Raw genomic sequence first — 14,962 nt, forward strand, 5'->3', positions numbered from 1 at the left:
TCTATTTCTCTTCTGTATTCTGCGTTGATCAGATCCACTATCAACGTCTTTTCATCCCTTTGCAGAGTTAGAAATTCTACTTCTGCAGTTTTATGATGTCGTAACATAAGTATGAGCGCCTTTGGCTCATCACCATGCCCAAAACACCATTTCTTTTTTTTTCGGCCGACCCCATTCAAAATGAAGCGGATAACCTTTGATGTCAAGTGTCCTTGGCATTGTATAATCCTCCTGAAGGAGAATTCCTTTTACGAGATCTTCTCTAGACAGGACAGTTCCTCCTGAGAAAATATATTCATCCGGCATTTTAATTTCCTCCTAGGCTTATCTCGCTCTTCTTTTGCTTTCTATAGCAACATAATAGTCTCCATCAATCCTAACATCGCACGATCCCAGATAATCTACATCGACTATTTTAGGGTCGATGTTTATTCCAAATAATTTATCCAAATTTTTCACAAACATTTCTGCCTGCGCTTTTTGGTCATCGAATGCACCGTATTTATTCTGAAAAGTACCCGGTGACACTTTAGATTTACTACAATCCACATGATGAGATAGAGTATCATCATGTGATGACATTTGTACACCATTTCTATATATTATCATTTTAATTTCCTCCTAAAAATTAATTGCTTTCTTTATTATATTCTTTTATTTTGTGCCAGAATAACATAAATTCCACTCATCGCACTTTCACTTGGTTTATTATTGTTCTGCCACTCTTTAGCGATTTCGGCTATTCTTTCGAGAAGTTCATCTGGATTCCCAAAAGGGTATTCGATCACAGGCTTTCTTGTTTTTATTGCTTCTATCAAGCTTTTTTCTTTTTCTGATATTTCCATAGTTTGACACCTCAAAAATTAAAATCTTTCATGTTGATAAGGTCATTATCTAACATATTTCGTACTGCTGTTTCATAGTCTGTTTTTAAGTCCCCGGTTCTCTCAATCTGATCTAAATCAATTTCATGAAATCTTACTAAACCGTGTCCTTGATCTTTGTCTTCAATTCTCACGTATTCTTTTATCCAGTTTATTTCAAGTTTTTGCATTGTTCAACACCTCTTATTCTTCTGCTTACGCAGTATTACTATATATGTACGTACTACTATATAACACTTGCTGATAACAGGTTCTGTCAAGTCTGCGTTTGCTGTGAATAGTTGTCAAAAATCGGTTGCTATTTTGAAGATGTGATATATCGAATTCCATATACCCACCGCCTCATGTTATCGTTTTTGCCTGTAAAAACCCAAATAATGCACGAAAAAGAGCATGGTAAGGCAAACTGAATTTCCAACCCCAACAGTTTTAAAAGTTCACTCCATCATGGCAAGTATAAATTCAGTGGATAACCTTTCAGGATCGTCTTTCAAGTCGTCTTTGTGCTTCTTCAAGGTTTTGTATACTGTTCTCCTTCTCATTGCGTTTATCCGTTCCCGGCCTTTAATTTTCTATCCTCTGACGATGTCTGCATGTTCCTCCCGGTACTTCTTAGAATAACATGCAGGGCATAAATCACCATGCTTTCTTTTTCTTCCACAAGAACACAACTTTTCCATAGAATCAACCATCTCTTTCTCCTTCCACTATTCAGAGTATAATATGTTACCATTATAATTATACATGCATGCTCTGCAATCCCAATCGGGAACCGGACACGCCCCCGCTACACAATGCATCGTTTTCCTCCATAGTGTACTTTAGTCATTTCCCTTTCCCCGTAAACTCAGTCCATATCTTACAGATCTCATTCATCTCATCGTGATTGAAAACCATCCTTTGGATTTCATCCTCTAAAAAAACAAGCTGGTCTTTCTGGAATAATCCAATCGTTATATTCTCACCAATTCTACGCGTTATCATTTCTCAATCCCTTTCCATCCTGTCCAAGTTCCTTTATTAACTGACCTGCATGACCTGCATGGTTCTCTCCATCCAGATCTCTGCGAGTAATCACAAGAATCACAATTTCTTTCAGTCATGTCTCTTCCTTCGGTTTTTCTGATTTGAGTGAATCAAGTGTCATCTGCAATATTTTATCCAGCGGAGAGCAAAGAATCCCTTCTTCCTGTAATATCTGCCGTTCCTCATATGTCAATTTCACGATATATAGGTCTTTATAGCTCAGACACTTCCTAACTGATTCGTGTAGGTATATTTTAACCATGTTAATCACCCTATCCTTTTTAGTACGATGGGTTTCTGTTGCCTGATTGCTATTGCCAGGTTCTTCCTCGTTGCTTCTTCGCCTGCCAGTGGGCTTGTGCAGGATAACACGCTTCCGTCTGGATTCTGGTAGATCATTTACCCTCCATTGTTTCTTTAATTTTCATAGCTTTCCTCATCATAATATCAAATTCGTTGAATGGCAAACAGTCGGTTCCATAATCAATTGTATCGATAATAGGATCACTATCACAAAAGCTCATTTGTGGTCTTATAGGATCAATTGAAAAATCACACTCTTGGAAGATAAAGCCATACTGTTCCCTGCAAGCCTCATCAAAGTTTTTTTGTAATTTCGCATGTTTCTTTGCATGAACAGCGAGTTTATTGTAAGCCTTTTCAACTACGGTTTTAGTCATTTCTGCTCCGGCTGAATAGCCACATATGTTCTATTGCTTTGAAGCGAGTTGTACGCTCTGCTAAGTGCCAATACAGATTCTTTATCGCCTATTTTCTCAAGTGCTTGTATTGCCTGAAACATAGCCATCAACGCTTCATCCAGAACATCCTTTGGTACTAATTCGTATTTCATTAATACCCCCTCCTGTGATTTCTCTTGCAGTTTGCTACAAATTCACACAAGCCCACAGAATCATTAAAATCATCTGGATGTTCTTTCACATACCTGCGCTCTTTCCATTCTTCTTCGTACTGAGCTTCTCGCGGGCGTTCTGCTTTCTGGTGATCTTCTTCTTCGGTCATTGTTCCTCCCGCTTAACATAACCATCGCATTCGATGACGTTCTTATTCCCTTCCCCATAAGCATGTTTGCAATTAGCAGGTAAATGGCATGTGGGATATAACTGGGCGCAAGTATAACAGATATCTACCATAGTTCTGTTAAGCGTGAATTCGATTATTGCTTTGACAGTGTTTGCATCTGTAAGACTTAGCATCCTGTCATGTTGTTTATAAAGTTCAGCTCTTATTTTTGTTGCCTTTTCATCTATTGTATTGCTCATTGTTCCTCCGTTGCCATTCTCAAATCATCGGCTATACGAAGCATTCTGGTTTTGATACCGCCTTCGGTTAAGCCAGAATTGTAGGTCTGAAGCAAATTGATTGATGCTTTCACACAGGATGATATTAATTTGGGGGTTTTCTTCGGTCATATCAGTACCTCCTTTTCGCATCAACAAACACATATCCGGTTTCCGAGTAGCAGTCTGGTACTCTGGTAGCTTTCTGATCCCGCGGTGGAACCTGACTGATAGATACTCGTTTTCTCCAGACCATCTTTGCATTCTTCAGATGCCAGCATTCTTTTGACGTAACTGGTGCATCAATTCCCGGTCTTTCGCACATACCGGGATGATTGTACCTGTCTTGATAATATCCTCTACAGTTTGATTTGTTCATTTCTTAGGCACCTCATTCTTCTATTTTCTCGCGATATTCAGACACCAACGGAGTTAATGCTTTTTCAAGATTACGAAGAACTTCAAGTTTGGCTTTGGCTTTGTTGATTCCGTTAGGTGTAATATCTCCTTCCTCATTCTCAATTGTTACAAAACAATCCTCTTTTGCTTCAATCACCGCATCAATCACAAAATTCCAGAACCCAGTGAGATTCGTTGAGAACTCTTTGCTTATATGAACATCCGGGTGATTCTCGTACTGTTCTACAATATCTAATATTACTCTGTCTTTATTGATTTCATAGAACATATGTGCGAATTTACCTATCTGTGTCATTTCTGTTCCTCCTTCTGCAATATTAGTTGCTGATAGTACGTTATGCCATCGAAGAACTGTTTTCTCAAATACCCCTTATTTACAAGTGCCATCAGTGTTTTGTATCCTGCACCAACGATTTCTTCCTGGATAAACCAGCGATCTATACCAAGATGATTAGTGACTCGTTCTATTTCTTTTAATGCTCTCTGTTGGTTTTCTGATAATTTCATAGTATCACAATTTATTGTATGTGCGTAGTAATACTTAAATGTTTGGATGATTGAAACATTGAACTATTTAATTATTGAATGTTTCATATAAAGTTAAACTATTTATATGTGAATCACATAATACACTATATGAAATTTAAAAATATATACATGGGAATTTTAATATTGCTGCTGCTCGCGATACCCGCAAGTGCGTTGAATGTGGGAACATATAATGTTCCGATAAATGGTAATATGGAAGTCATGTTCAGGGAACCGAATACAGGTGCGTGGTATTCCATGGATATTGGTGGTGGACAGATGGTAATAAATCAAAGTATAATTATGCCGGTGTATTATATATTTCCGACAGTGAGTCAGATGAAACAGTATAATGAAATCGGAGATAGGATAGTGCAAACTCAGAAGATTGGTTTCTGGGACCGGGCTAAGTTAGGATGGTTATGGTTGCAGGTTTATAAAGTGAAGGTGTGATTAATATGCATTCAAAAAATTGGTCTAAAAAACAGAACTGGAAAACTATAGGTGGAAACCATGTAGCGTTTGGTGAAAATGGTGAAATTGTTGCACCCGGATTCTATAAGGGATGGAGAGAGAAGCAAGAGGATATGATAATTGATGGGAAGGTTGTCAAGAAAGCACCGAGACATAGGGAAGCGAAGATGGGATCAAATATACTCTCAGAACCAATTAAACCACTACGAAAGCCTAAAATGTCTCGTGAAGAACTCAGGAAATTCTTAGTAAACCAAGATTCTGACATTACAAAAGATTCTTTCAAAAATTTATATTTTGACTTTCCGAATCCACATAATCTGATATTTACAGTCTATTACAATATGGCAAGGGGTAATGCTATTCATAAAGATTTTGATAATCCAACGAAAGCATTTCAATTCTGGATAAAGACACCAATAAGACAAAATTCAACATCATTTATATCAGCAAGACCGCAAAAATCTGATAGTTTCCCACAGAACTTCCATGCATCAGGTTATCCATTCCAGATAGCACTAAGATATATTGAATATCTCGAAAAAACCGAAGATTGGGTTAAGTTCCTTGAAGAAGCACATCCAGAGGATTTAAAATAATGTGGCCAGAAAAGAGGAAAGAAGTTGTGACGGAAACGGGTGTACGGAAAGTTGCGCCGAAACATAGGGAGGTTAGGATTGGATATGGTGTGGTGATGGAGAATCCGGTGGAGTTGAGTAATAATACTTTATCTGATCCAATTTTGGATAAACTACTGAAAATAGAATCATTTGACTATTACTATTCGCGTCCAAATGGTCATAAGGATAAGGTAACATTGAATAGTGAAGATAATGATTTATTTAGTGTAAAGCTTGTATTTAATCAATGGAATGGTGTAGAAGATGCAAAAGTTACTAAAATAGTTCCTCATGAAACAGTAGAAGATGAAGCTGCCGGGCATAGAAACAATCCTAAATTTAACTGGTTAAAAGATATTGAGTACCCAATTGAATTTCCCACATTTACTATGGTATTCGAAAATGAAGATATTCCAGATAAAAGAACATATTGGGATGGTCAATCATGGAGACGCGTTGGATTTGTTGAAGATTCGCATGGTGTAGCAGTACAAGAAAAAAACTTTAAGGATTGGATGGCTAACGCAAAAATACACCCAAAGTTTGGTAGAGGATTACATAGAGGAGGTAAAGATGGAAAAATAGTCGATGAACATAAAGAATCTCAAAAAGAAGTTAATGACCTTACTTTATCTGATAAGGAATTTGATAAAGCTTCGAAACTCTCATGGATTCAATTACTTAATGAAGGTATCTGTCCTGAGTGTATGCACAGATTGAAGAAAGGAGAATGTCTTATTCATGGGTCTGAAAATCAGATAAGGATTATGAAATATGAAGAAGAGAGTGCCGAAATTAAAGAGGATATTAGAAAAATAAGAAACAGTAAGAAAAGTGAAGCGGTGAAAGCGGATGAGATTGGTGTTTTAAATACGATGTTGCGGTATCGCGAAGATAAGATTAAGGAACTTGGCAACGAGAGTAAACAGGTGGGTAAAGATGGAAAAATAGTCGATGAACATAAACCAAATACCTATGAGTTATTCCTAAATACATTATCATCTATGGAACGTGGCAAAGTAAAAAAGATACTTGATACATCAATGAGATATCGTGGTGTTGTCGAGACAAGAAGAGAATTCATAGAACAAAAAGTAAAAGAAGGTGGAAAAGTTGTACATAATAAGATGTGCATGTATAAGAAAGAAGAGGAAGTAGCAGAAAAATTAGAGGAAATGAGAAAAGATGTTCCATTTGGAAATCAAAATTATCCAACCACAAAAGAATACAATAGATTAAAATCGGAATTAGAAAAAGGATATTATAAAGATAATATCAGTATCGAGACTCAAAATGGAGAATACATTGAAATAACAAAAACAGAAGCTGATTATTTTAATTATATAACACGGTGATTAAAATGACGTGGCCAGAAAAGAAGAAAGAAGTTGTGACGGAAACGGGTGTGCGGAAAGTTGCGCCGAAACATTATGAGGCGGCGAGGAAAGGGAATGTTATTTCATATCCGATTAAGTCGCTTGCTGAACTAAAGTTAGTGGTGATTAGTGAAGGTGATGCTCTGTTTGAAACCGGGAAAGCGGTGACATTCAAGTATATTCGGAATAACGAGAAGTCTCCACATGGACAGGATATCGAACCGAGTGGGAGGTACATGTTGCATAATGTAAGCAATTTTGTTCCACCTGGATGGGAGAGCGGTACGGTAACATTTGAGAAACCGATTGTTCTGAATTGGAATGGATGGAAACAGAGGATGTCACAGTTCTTTGATGAGAAGGTGGGGAAGAAATTATCACGGACTATCGCTAAAGATGGGTATGATGGAATAGTTACAGTGGATGGGGAACATACAGAAGAGATTATCGATTTGACGATGTTTTAGTTTTTGTTTTTGTAAAAGTATATATACTTTTGATACATTAAATGGTATTGGTGATGACAAGATGAAAAAAGATTTTAAAAATTTGGAACAATTTAAGGATTTTGTATTGAGAGAAAAACCAGATGTGGAAGCATACACATTTCGAGGTAAAGATTTCCAGTTTGGGTTCACCATGGTACTTACGGCGGGAAGAATATTCATTAGCGGAGATGCCGGAGATAATGTATTCACAGTCGGTGGTTCAAATCAAGAATTAAAAAATTGGCTTATAAATGTGGATATAGATTATGCATTAAGTAAGAGTCATCAAAAACGGGAATATTTTGATAAAGATTATGCAGAAAAATATATTCGTGAAATGCTTCTTGAAGAAAGATATCACGATTGGGAAATTAACCGGATAATTGAACACTTGGATTTTTCAAGTCATGATTTATTATTAAATTCAATGTCCAATCTTCCTAAGATATTTCCGGATTACTGGGAATGCAATCTGTTGCAATGGTCACCAATGCAGGTAATGCAATATAAACAATTACTGTTCGCGGGGAAATATTTCAATGGAGAAAAATAATGGCTAAAACAATACCAATAATAAGAAAAACGGCATTGCTTAACGAATGGAATATTATCACAAGATATACTTGAAAAGAAGATCATATCCTGGCACATACCAAATATCCAATTCCTAAAAAGGATATTGAGCATATCGCTAACGATTGGTTAATCTCACAACTTGAAGATTGTAAGAAAGGATATACTTACATGACTGGGAGTAAGGAAAACGGTACCCTTTGTAAAGTAACTGTTGAAAAAATAGTGAAAGAGGATGAAACGAAGGGAATAGAATAAAAATTTCTGGTGGGGATTAGTGATGTTGTGAATTAGTGGTAATAGTAGTGGTAAGATAACTATTTATAGATACATTACATAAGACACATAAAGAGATTGAAAACAACATGAAATTCAGATGTATTGACTGTGGATTCGAGAAATATATTCCATCATTGCATAGCTTGCCACTCAAATGTTCCCACTGTGGTAGCTGGCGTCTTATCACTACAAAGTATTGTGCATTTTGTAAAGTACATTTCTATGGTAATGGACATAAAAAATGTTATAATATGAGGAATAAGTCAATTACCCACACCTGATAGGTGTAGGCATGTCCCGTGAGGGATATGGGCAACAAGTTGACAAGGAGGCATTGTAAAATGCAGAAGTTAGAAGAAAGAAATACATACACACCTACTGGCATTCCGCACACTGGTAGCAACTGTGACCTGTTATTAAATGGCGAGGAAACTCCCTGTGTGACAGGTTTAAAAACATCTTCTAACAACTCCGATGCGGCTCTAATTGCGACAGAACACGCAAAGCAGAACACGAGTGTATCTGCTGTTTATGTTCTAAACATGAGAGGACAAACACTCATGCCTACTACACCACGAAAAGCAAAAAAGTTATTAAAGGAGGATAAAGCGAAAGTAATCAGGAGAACACCATTCACGATTCAACTAAAATATGCAACAGGAGAAACAAAACAGGAAATAATTTTTGGAGTAGATTCAGGCTTTGAGAATATTGGTATTTCTGCAATAACCGCTAAGAAAGAAGTCTATTCCGCCGAAGTAAAGCTGCGAACCGATATGGTCAAGCTCAATTCAGAACGAAGGCAATATAGGAGAGCCAGACGTGGCAGAAACACATGGTATAGATCGCCAAGATTCCTGAACCGGAAGAAACCCGACGGGTGGTTAGCTCCATCGATCCAGCATAAACTTGATAGCCATATCAAATTAATCAATAAAGTAAAAGTACTCCTTCCAATAACGAAAATGAAAATTGAAGTAGCAGCATTTGATATCCAGAAAATCAAAAATCCTGGAATATCAGGAATAGAATACCAGAATGGAGTCCAGAAAGATAGTTGGAATTCAAGAGAATACGTACTGTACCGAGATAACCATACGTGCCAGCACTGCAAAGGAAAATCAAAGAATCCGATCCTTGAAGTCCATCATATTATATCAAGACAAATCGGTGGAGATGCACCAGCTAACCTCATAACGCTATGCGAAACCTGCCATGATAAAGTTTCAAAAGGCAAGTTAATATTGGATGTTAAAATTCCAACAGGATTTAAACCGGAAACATTCATGTCAATAATAAGATGGAAACTGGTTGATACATTAAGGGATGCTGGAAATATTGTAAATCATACTTATGGATATATCACGAAATTCGATAGAATAGCATTAGGACTTGAGAAATCTCATAGTACCGATGCTTTTATAATTGCAGGAGGAACAATGCAGGAACGAAATTCAACAAGCTTGCTAATAAAACAGGTCAGGAAATGTAATCGAAAACTATTCAAAGGTGATAGAAGCCACATCAAAAACACCGCTGCACGATTCATTCATGGATTCCAGAGATACGATAAGGTTTTCTGGAATAATATCGAGTGTTTTGTATTCGGAAGGAGAAAAACGGGTTATTTCGAGCTAAGAACACTTGAAGGTACAAAAATTCATGCATCGGCAAAGGCTAAAGAATTAAAATTATTAGAAACTGCTAATACATTGTTAATTGAAATTTTGAGGCGGGGTACGCTCCCCCACACTCTGAAGAGTGTGGTTTCCGCTACCCCTGCACCCCACGGAGTATTATGAAGAAGAAAGGACAGATGCCTCTTTGGGCGAAGTTTGGTATTGCGATTGCGTGGGATATCTTGGACTTTACGATTTTCAGGATACCTGGTATTGGGACTATCACGGATATTGTGAGTGTTCCACTTGCGATTGCATTGTGGGGTGAGGTTGGTGTACTGGCGGCCTGGGAAATTGCAGATGTGACAGACCAAGTAGATGCCGAAATTCCAACGATGACACTTATCGGGATAATCAGTAGTTTGAAGGGAACATGACATATTTTGAGACACCCAGTGTGGTAAATGAAAAAGGAAAGATTGTGGCAAAAGAACACTATGAGGCGGCGAGAAAATCCGACTATGGAAATACATTTCGAGATCCAATAGTTTGTCTTAGTGATATACAATCCATATATATCGATGGGCAGAAATCGGCTGAAAAACTTGGGGATATAAATGATTATACGAGAGTTATTTATGGCGTGGAAGCTGTTCTTCGTTCAAAAGGAGTAAATGTATCTGCAAATGATCTTGCAAACATATATCACATGCCACTGGCAATGGTTCCGTTGAAGACACCTATAGACCAGATATCAAGAATGTTAGAAGGAGAATTACAGAGAACTGTAAGTGGTAATCCAGATTATGAAACCACTCATGGTATTTCATATCAAAACATAAGATATCTTATTAATAAAATAGAAACAGCAAAGAGGCATGATCCTAAAACAGATGAAAATGAGATTATCGAGAGTAGTATAAAACATAAGTTTTCAAAGATACGCAAGAATTCCAAACAATATAAGGAAGAGGTTATCAAGATTGGAGACCGTGCTCTCGAACTCGCTAAGAAAAATAAAGAAGAATCTATTCTTTCTGCAGCCAGAGATTTAAAATCACATTATGAAGGAACAGATAAAAAGACACTATCACGAGTACGTGAGATTGTCAAATGGATAAACGACCGTGCTGATGTAGTAGAAGTATTCATCCCAGATTCTGAGTGAGTAAAGAAAGCCAGGGAACAAGCAAGAGATATCAATAAACGTGCTGATGAATACGAACATATGATTGTGAAATACTTATGACGAACACTGAGAAACAAATAATAACAGGAGATTAAGATGACCGGAAAAGAAATTGCCAGAAATTACCAAATCCCTCAACATAAAACATTTGGTACTAATAAAATATACTATTTGGATGATGTTTATAAAAATAAATCAGATGCTTTACGCAGAGTAAAAGACTTAAGAAGTATGAAATATCCTGCGAGGCTAGTAGTTGTTAAGAAACCAGGAACGTCTGTAAAACATGCTGCTGTATATAGGGCAAAAAAATAACATTTTTATGATTGTTGTTTTATAAAACCGTGGATCAAGGAATTGAGATAAGTCATGGTACGATGTATAACACAAAAAGAAGCGGAACAGCGGAAGTCATATCTGTCAGATAAGATTATTGCAATCAGGCTGCAACCGAAGATTGATTCGGCTATGAGTCTTATTGAGTCAGCATTAGTGACGGCAAAATTACCAGTTGTGAATTTCAGTGGTGGGAAAGATAGTCTGGTTGTATTGGATCTGGTAAGGAAGATTGTAGATGCACCAGCCGTATTCTGTAATACTGGAAATGAGTATATAGAAACAATTCCTTATGTAAGAGGATTTGAGAATGTTATTGAGTTAATGCCTGAAAAATCATTCTGGGCTTGTGTGAAAGAATATGGTTTACCAGAAAATAAGAGAACTGGAAAGAGACACGGGAATGCATGTTGTTTCTGGCTAAAAGAAAAACCACTTAAGAAATACTATAAAGAATCTGGGGCAGACCTGGTATTTACAGGATTGACAAGCGATGAGTCCAGACAACGGATGATGACATTAAAAAGAATGGGTGCATATTATTTTCATAAATCTGATGGAAACCATAAGTGTCATCCGATACATGACTGGTCTCCACAGGACGTATGGGACTATATCGGGTTAAAGAAACTCCAGTATAACCCGATATATGATATGGGAATACCAAGATGTGGATGTCGATTCTGTACAGCATATTTGACATGTAAAAAAATTACATCATTGTATAATTACAAGGATACGATGACATTGCAACAGATGCATGATCCGACAACTAAGATGGGATTAATGGATAATGTGATGGAATTATGAAAGTTAGTTTGGAAAAAATAAAGTTTTTTCTATTTGATGATAGAAGCTTCGAGGGTGTATCATTATTTGATGTGATTTGTGCAAATGTATTTGTGGTACTGATATTTAGTCCGTTTATTGTAATTAAATTTTTTAAGATATGGATATGGAGTTAAGTAAATAATGGAATTGTAAAAGTATATATACTTGTGATGTGTATATACAAATTGGTGATAACAGATGAAAATAATCATAGTTATAAAAGAAACATCTAGTATAAAACAACTTAATGAATTAGAAACCATGATCGTCAAATCAGGAATAGTAGAAACCATAACTTTTCGTAATAATGATGAATTGAAAAACGACGAAAATAAACCATACAACGAAATGACAAAAAAAGAAAAAGGAGAATTTGATGATGAATTTCCATATTCAGATTGGAATAATGGATTTCAGATAGAAAAATCACATTGGTGGAACCCACTTTCATGGTGATGGGAAATCTTAACGGTTATATTTTTCAGTGAGATTTACTGGGAATCTAACTAGGAATGAAGTAAATATTTTAATCGATGAATAGGAAACAATATGCCAATCCCGAAACGGTCAAGGAATAAAAACGGTAGGTTTCATAAAAAACGGTCAGACGCGGGAAAACCACGGCATGCCAGAGTTATTCTTGAAGCATCAAATATGGATGAAATAGAAATATAGTCTGTAGTTTTGTGCATGAGATCAGGTTACATGGATTTTCTTTGGAAGCGTGAATGTTACATATATCAAATCGCCAGGATTAACGTTTGATTTTTCTAAAAATTTTTTAATTTTGGCAGGGATTGCGATCTGACATTTTTTACCTTTTGGCATTGATATTAATGCCGTTAGGTTATCCACATCTGTTTTTTCTGTTGAATTGTTTTTTAAATCCACCATAATTTTGACCTCAAACAGTACAACAACGTACAACTATATAAAAGTTTTGTGTAAAAAAGTATTTATATCATCATGTACATGTATTGTGTGTACAACAAAGTACAACATAAATAGAATGGGAGATATAAAATATGAAAATATTAGAACACGTGACAAAAGACTGGCAAAAACCAGTAGAAATCAAAAAAAGAAATGAACTCAAAATGTCTACCCGAAAAATAGCAATCGAGTTGAAGAAACTCGCAGAAGATGGACTGCTTGAGAAAAGGAAACAGAATAACCGGTTGTTCTACCGGTTAAAAATAGAAAAGATGAAAGAGGAAAATGTAAATGTGATTAAAGACCAGTATCGAGATAAGATACCGGAAAAGAATGATCAGGACAAAATACCGGAAAAGAGTGTTCAGGATAAAATTGTGCCAGAAGTTGACACAATTTTTGATGACTTGAGAGAAGTCGTATCCGGCACACGGGAGATACTGACGGCGATCCATGAATGGAAAACGGTCGTAGTGAAACTGAAAAATGAGGTTCTCGACCTAAAAGATGAAGTCATGAAAACAGATGCGAAGATGTTTTCTGATATATTGGATAAGGAAAGAAGTGTTAAGAAAGGGATACTTTCTTAATTCTTTTTTTTTCTGTTTTTGTTTTATTGTTATAGTTATAGTTTTATTCAGTCCGTTGTAGTCTTACATTTGTCTTAATCATCTGTCATTAACACATTGAATGGGTATCTATTTTGTGCATATTTATATCCACAATTACAATCTAATAAAAATCTATTGTGTTTAACTTCGGATATAGTTCCATGCATAGATTGACCCTGTATAGTTCCTTGTTTTATTTTCGTTTCTTTCAATCTTTCACCACAAATAGGACAATTATAAAAATGACGTGTAAGAAATAAACCATGTCTGAATATAGGTTTAAATTCTTTATCATATTTTTCTTGCTCAATTCTTCTTTTTCTGAATTCTATTTCTTCTTGTTTTTTATTGAACTCTATATCTTCTAATTCTTTTTCTTTATTTCTTTTCCATTCATCTATATCAATTTTTGAAATAGACATATTTTTCTCCTTTTTTAAATAAATAGTGGTTAGTTTAGAAGTAAGTCATATTCTTTTAAATCGACTTTTTCAAACAAAGCCGATACAATATTTGACTGGTTTGTTTTCTTTGTTTCAGCAATTGTTTTTAGATGTGCATGTGCATTATCTGATAAGACTATGTTTATTGTTTTCATGTTATTACCCTAATAAGAAGTATTAGTATATAACCATTTTTGTTGGTTTTTTCGTGTATGGTTAAGTTGCCTTACAATTTCGTATTTCTTCAATCTTTTTCTTTGCTTGTTCTATTATTTCCATGGATTTATTACACACACGGCTTTACAAAAACTCGTGATTCTTAAATATGACGCACGTATTATGTCTTTATAGATAATTGATCTATCAATTGTTGGGTCTGTAATATTAGCATTGAACTCTATTATTTTTTCTTGTGATAGAAGTGATTTTCCGAAGTCAGAGGTATGAAATCTTAGTACCTCTTCGAATTTATATTCTAACAATTCAATATTATCATCGTTGGTCTCTAAATCATTCATTAGAATACCTTAAAATAAATCCCAAAAAGACCTTCGCTTTCTGATTTTACCACCAGGATTTTCTGGAAGATTTTCATACTTACCTTTGGATTTCTTGACTGCCACAATTAATCCGGTGTATGAATCTATTTTAACCCACCTGTCTATTTGTTTATTATATCTTTGATAATATCATGAAGCCATAGGATTTTCACCATACTCTATATGTTCACAGTTATTGTGTATAATGATTTCGTTTTTCACCTCCCCCCGATCATCAGGCATTTGTATATCATTCATTCAAATCAACTCTTTTTCGGTCAGTTTTGGTTTAAGGTTTCCTTGCCAGGAAATAAATCACGATACCTAATCCTAATATTCCTGCTACTAAGTAAATAGTGTCAGTTAGTTGTGTTTCCAATGTGCATTTCGTACCATCCCATATTTGTCCCGTTTGGCATGGTGTTGGTGGTGTAGATGTGGGTGTTGGAGTTGAAAATGATAGTCTGGATGTTATTTGTTTCAAATCACGTG

Annotated in this window: 26 protein-coding genes; 12 read left to right on the top strand and 14 right to left on the bottom strand. The window is 35.8% G+C overall.

Annotation, left to right across the window (positions count from 1 at the left end; genetic code table 11):
• Positions 1–324 precede the first annotated feature (324 nt).
• The 11 genes from WC623_RS22500 to WC623_RS22550 all read right to left on the bottom strand — a co-directional run bounded on the left by WC623_RS22500 (position 325) and on the right by WC623_RS22550 (position 4,138).
• Positions 325–609, bottom strand: coding sequence for a hypothetical protein (locus tag WC623_RS22500; protein ID WP_372855400.1), 285 nt, complete (start codon positions 607–609; stop codon positions 325–327).
• Positions 610–644: 35 nt separating this feature from the next.
• Entirely contained in the window at positions 645–845 is a 201-nt protein-coding gene (locus tag WC623_RS22505) for a hypothetical protein (RefSeq protein ID WP_372855402.1), read from the bottom strand.
• An 11-nt stretch (positions 846–856) separates the two neighbouring features.
• Positions 857–1,054, bottom strand: a complete 198-nt coding sequence (locus WC623_RS22510; RefSeq protein ID WP_372855404.1) for a hypothetical protein — start codon at positions 1,052–1,054, stop codon at positions 857–859.
• A 655-nt stretch (positions 1,055–1,709) separates the two neighbouring features.
• Positions 1,710–1,868, bottom strand: coding sequence for a hypothetical protein (locus WC623_RS22515; RefSeq protein WP_372855406.1), 159 nt, complete (start codon positions 1,866–1,868; stop codon positions 1,710–1,712).
• 437 nt (positions 1,869–2,305) lie between these two features.
• A complete protein-coding gene (locus WC623_RS22520) occupies positions 2,306–2,590 on the bottom strand; it encodes a hypothetical protein (RefSeq protein WP_372855408.1) in 285 nt (94 codons plus the stop codon).
• Complete coding sequence (locus WC623_RS22525; RefSeq protein ID WP_372855410.1) at positions 2,587–2,763, bottom strand: hypothetical protein; 177 nt, start codon at positions 2,761–2,763, stop codon at positions 2,587–2,589. The genes WC623_RS22520 and WC623_RS22525 overlap by 4 nt, the downstream gene beginning before the upstream one ends.
• Entirely contained in the window at positions 2,763–2,933 is a 171-nt protein-coding gene (locus WC623_RS22530) for a hypothetical protein (RefSeq protein ID WP_372855412.1), read from the bottom strand. Before WC623_RS22530 ends, WC623_RS22525 begins: the two co-directional genes overlap by 1 nt.
• Positions 2,930–3,193, bottom strand: a complete 264-nt coding sequence (locus WC623_RS22535; RefSeq protein WP_372855414.1) for a hypothetical protein — start codon at positions 3,191–3,193, stop codon at positions 2,930–2,932. The genes WC623_RS22530 and WC623_RS22535 overlap by 4 nt, the downstream gene beginning before the upstream one ends.
• Before the next feature lie 151 nt (positions 3,194–3,344).
• Positions 3,345–3,590, bottom strand: coding sequence for a hypothetical protein (locus WC623_RS22540; RefSeq protein WP_372855416.1), 246 nt, complete (start codon positions 3,588–3,590; stop codon positions 3,345–3,347).
• Between the two features lie 12 nt (positions 3,591–3,602).
• Positions 3,603–3,926 carry a hypothetical protein gene (locus WC623_RS22545; protein ID WP_372855418.1) on the bottom strand — a complete coding sequence of 108 codons (324 nt, stop codon included), beginning with the start codon at positions 3,924–3,926 and terminating at the stop codon, positions 3,603–3,605.
• Positions 3,923–4,138 carry a hypothetical protein gene (locus tag WC623_RS22550; protein WP_372855420.1) on the bottom strand — a complete coding sequence of 72 codons (216 nt, stop codon included), beginning with the start codon at positions 4,136–4,138 and terminating at the stop codon, positions 3,923–3,925. Before WC623_RS22550 ends, WC623_RS22545 begins: the two co-directional genes overlap by 4 nt.
• 150 nt (positions 4,139–4,288) lie before the next feature.
• Between WC623_RS22550 and WC623_RS22555 the strand changes: the two genes are divergently transcribed.
• The 11 genes from WC623_RS22555 to WC623_RS22605 all read left to right on the top strand — a co-directional run bounded on the left by WC623_RS22555 (position 4,289) and on the right by WC623_RS22605 (position 12,400).
• A complete protein-coding gene (locus tag WC623_RS22555; protein WP_372855422.1) occupies positions 4,289–4,612 on the top strand; it encodes a hypothetical protein in 324 nt (107 codons plus the stop codon).
• Positions 4,613–4,617: 5 nt separating this feature from the next.
• Complete coding sequence (locus WC623_RS22560) at positions 4,618–5,232, top strand: hypothetical protein (protein WP_372855424.1); 615 nt, start codon at positions 4,618–4,620, stop codon at positions 5,230–5,232.
• A complete protein-coding gene (locus WC623_RS22565; protein WP_372855426.1) occupies positions 5,232–6,608 on the top strand; it encodes a hypothetical protein in 1,377 nt (458 codons plus the stop codon). The genes WC623_RS22560 and WC623_RS22565 overlap by 1 nt, the downstream gene beginning before the upstream one ends.
• 5 nt (positions 6,609–6,613) lie before the next feature.
• A complete protein-coding gene (locus tag WC623_RS22570; protein ID WP_372855428.1) occupies positions 6,614–7,096 on the top strand; it encodes a hypothetical protein in 483 nt (160 codons plus the stop codon).
• 61 nt (positions 7,097–7,157) lie between these two features.
• Positions 7,158–7,670: a hypothetical protein gene (locus WC623_RS22575; protein ID WP_372855430.1), complete on the top strand. Its 513-nt coding sequence runs from the start codon at positions 7,158–7,160 to the stop codon at positions 7,668–7,670.
• Positions 7,671–8,310: 640 nt separating this feature from the next.
• Positions 8,311–9,771 carry an RNA-guided endonuclease IscB gene (gene iscB, locus WC623_RS22580; RefSeq protein WP_372855432.1) on the top strand — a complete coding sequence of 487 codons (1,461 nt, stop codon included), beginning with the start codon at positions 8,311–8,313 and terminating at the stop codon, positions 9,769–9,771.
• Positions 9,768–10,025 (top strand): hypothetical protein, encoded by a 258-nt coding sequence (locus WC623_RS22585; RefSeq protein ID WP_372855434.1) that lies wholly within the window; start codon positions 9,768–9,770, stop codon positions 10,023–10,025. The genes iscB and WC623_RS22585 overlap by 4 nt, the downstream gene beginning before the upstream one ends.
• Positions 10,022–10,756, top strand: coding sequence for a hypothetical protein (locus WC623_RS22590; protein ID WP_372855436.1), 735 nt, complete (start codon positions 10,022–10,024; stop codon positions 10,754–10,756). The genes WC623_RS22585 and WC623_RS22590 overlap by 4 nt, the downstream gene beginning before the upstream one ends.
• Before the next feature lie 117 nt (positions 10,757–10,873).
• Complete coding sequence (locus WC623_RS22595; RefSeq protein WP_372855438.1) at positions 10,874–11,092, top strand: hypothetical protein; 219 nt, start codon at positions 10,874–10,876, stop codon at positions 11,090–11,092.
• A gap of 54 nt (positions 11,093–11,146) precedes the next feature.
• A complete protein-coding gene (locus tag WC623_RS22600) occupies positions 11,147–11,923 on the top strand; it encodes a phosphoadenosine phosphosulfate reductase family protein (RefSeq protein ID WP_372855440.1) in 777 nt (258 codons plus the stop codon).
• 219 nt (positions 11,924–12,142) lie between these two features.
• Complete coding sequence (locus WC623_RS22605) at positions 12,143–12,400, top strand: hypothetical protein (protein WP_372855442.1); 258 nt, start codon at positions 12,143–12,145, stop codon at positions 12,398–12,400.
• Positions 12,401–12,640: 240 nt separating this feature from the next.
• On the opposite strand, the gene WC623_RS22610 is transcribed toward WC623_RS22605, so the two are convergent.
• A complete protein-coding gene (locus WC623_RS22610; RefSeq protein ID WP_372855444.1) occupies positions 12,641–12,838 on the bottom strand; it encodes a hypothetical protein in 198 nt (65 codons plus the stop codon).
• A gap of 131 nt (positions 12,839–12,969) precedes the next feature.
• Between WC623_RS22610 and WC623_RS22615 the strand changes: the two genes are divergently transcribed.
• Positions 12,970–13,467 (top strand): hypothetical protein, encoded by a 498-nt coding sequence (locus tag WC623_RS22615; RefSeq protein ID WP_372855446.1) that lies wholly within the window; start codon positions 12,970–12,972, stop codon positions 13,465–13,467.
• A 74-nt stretch (positions 13,468–13,541) separates the two neighbouring features.
• Here the strand turns inward: WC623_RS22615 and WC623_RS22620 are convergent, their stop codons facing one another.
• Together WC623_RS22620 and WC623_RS22625 are read right to left on the bottom strand one after the other, a co-directional pair.
• The gene (locus WC623_RS22620; protein ID WP_372855448.1) at positions 13,542–13,910 is read right to left on the bottom strand and encodes a hypothetical protein; all 369 of its coding nucleotides are present in this window, start codon (positions 13,908–13,910) and stop codon (positions 13,542–13,544) included.
• 849 nt (positions 13,911–14,759) lie between these two features.
• Positions 14,760–14,962: hypothetical protein (locus WC623_RS22625; protein ID WP_372855449.1), on the bottom strand; the 203-nt coding region annotated here is incomplete at its 5' end.

The organism is Pedobacter sp. (assembly GCF_041645105.1).
Classification (GTDB): domain Bacteria; phylum Bacteroidota; class Bacteroidia; order Sphingobacteriales; family Sphingobacteriaceae; genus Pedobacter.

Bases quoted from the DNA above. Each gene is read 5' to 3' on its own strand.
- WC623_RS22585 (WP_372855434.1), top strand. From the start codon at position 9,768: ATGAAGAAGAAAGGACAGATGCCTCTTTGGGCGAAGTTTGGTATTGCG.
- WC623_RS22525 (WP_372855410.1), bottom strand. From the start codon at position 2,763: ATGAAATACGAATTAGTACCAAAGGATGTTCTGGATGAAGCGTTGATG.
- WC623_RS22570 (WP_372855428.1), top strand. From the start codon at position 6,614: ATGACGTGGCCAGAAAAGAAGAAAGAAGTTGTGACGGAAACGGGTGTG.
- WC623_RS22620 (WP_372855448.1), bottom strand. From the start codon at position 13,910: ATGTCTATTTCAAAAATTGATATAGATGAATGGAAAAGAAATAAAGAA.
- WC623_RS22610 (WP_372855444.1), bottom strand. From the start codon at position 12,838: ATGGTGGATTTAAAAAACAATTCAACAGAAAAAACAGATGTGGATAAC.
- WC623_RS22575 (WP_372855430.1), top strand. From the start codon at position 7,158: ATGAAAAAAGATTTTAAAAATTTGGAACAATTTAAGGATTTTGTATTG.
- WC623_RS22615 (WP_372855446.1), top strand. From the start codon at position 12,970: ATGAAAATATTAGAACACGTGACAAAAGACTGGCAAAAACCAGTAGAA.
- WC623_RS22520 (WP_372855408.1), bottom strand. From the start codon at position 2,590: ATGACTAAAACCGTAGTTGAAAAGGCTTACAATAAACTCGCTGTTCAT.
- WC623_RS22540 (WP_372855416.1), bottom strand. From the start codon at position 3,590: ATGAACAAATCAAACTGTAGAGGATATTATCAAGACAGGTACAATCAT.
- WC623_RS22590 (WP_372855436.1), top strand. From the start codon at position 10,022: ATGACATATTTTGAGACACCCAGTGTGGTAAATGAAAAAGGAAAGATT.
- WC623_RS22550 (WP_372855420.1), bottom strand. From the start codon at position 4,138: ATGAAATTATCAGAAAACCAACAGAGAGCATTAAAAGAAATAGAACGA.
- WC623_RS22510 (WP_372855404.1), bottom strand. From the start codon at position 1,054: ATGCAAAAACTTGAAATAAACTGGATAAAAGAATACGTGAGAATTGAA.
- WC623_RS22560 (WP_372855424.1), top strand. From the start codon at position 4,618: ATGCATTCAAAAAATTGGTCTAAAAAACAGAACTGGAAAACTATAGGT.
- WC623_RS22555 (WP_372855422.1), top strand. From the start codon at position 4,289: ATGGGAATTTTAATATTGCTGCTGCTCGCGATACCCGCAAGTGCGTTG.
- WC623_RS22545 (WP_372855418.1), bottom strand. From the start codon at position 3,926: ATGACACAGATAGGTAAATTCGCACATATGTTCTATGAAATCAATAAA.
- WC623_RS22535 (WP_372855414.1), bottom strand. From the start codon at position 3,193: ATGAGCAATACAATAGATGAAAAGGCAACAAAAATAAGAGCTGAACTT.
- WC623_RS22565 (WP_372855426.1), top strand. From the start codon at position 5,232: ATGTGGCCAGAAAAGAGGAAAGAAGTTGTGACGGAAACGGGTGTACGG.
- WC623_RS22500 (WP_372855400.1), bottom strand. From the start codon at position 609: ATGATAATATATAGAAATGGTGTACAAATGTCATCACATGATGATACT.
- WC623_RS22505 (WP_372855402.1), bottom strand. From the start codon at position 845: ATGGAAATATCAGAAAAAGAAAAAAGCTTGATAGAAGCAATAAAAACA.
- iscB (WP_372855432.1), top strand. From the start codon at position 8,311: ATGCAGAAGTTAGAAGAAAGAAATACATACACACCTACTGGCATTCCG.
- WC623_RS22515 (WP_372855406.1), bottom strand. From the start codon at position 1,868: ATGATAACGCGTAGAATTGGTGAGAATATAACGATTGGATTATTCCAG.
- WC623_RS22605 (WP_372855442.1), top strand. From the start codon at position 12,143: ATGAAAATAATCATAGTTATAAAAGAAACATCTAGTATAAAACAACTT.
- WC623_RS22595 (WP_372855438.1), top strand. From the start codon at position 10,874: ATGACCGGAAAAGAAATTGCCAGAAATTACCAAATCCCTCAACATAAA.
- WC623_RS22600 (WP_372855440.1), top strand. From the start codon at position 11,147: ATGGTACGATGTATAACACAAAAAGAAGCGGAACAGCGGAAGTCATAT.
- WC623_RS22530 (WP_372855412.1), bottom strand. From the start codon at position 2,933: ATGACCGAAGAAGAAGATCACCAGAAAGCAGAACGCCCGCGAGAAGCT.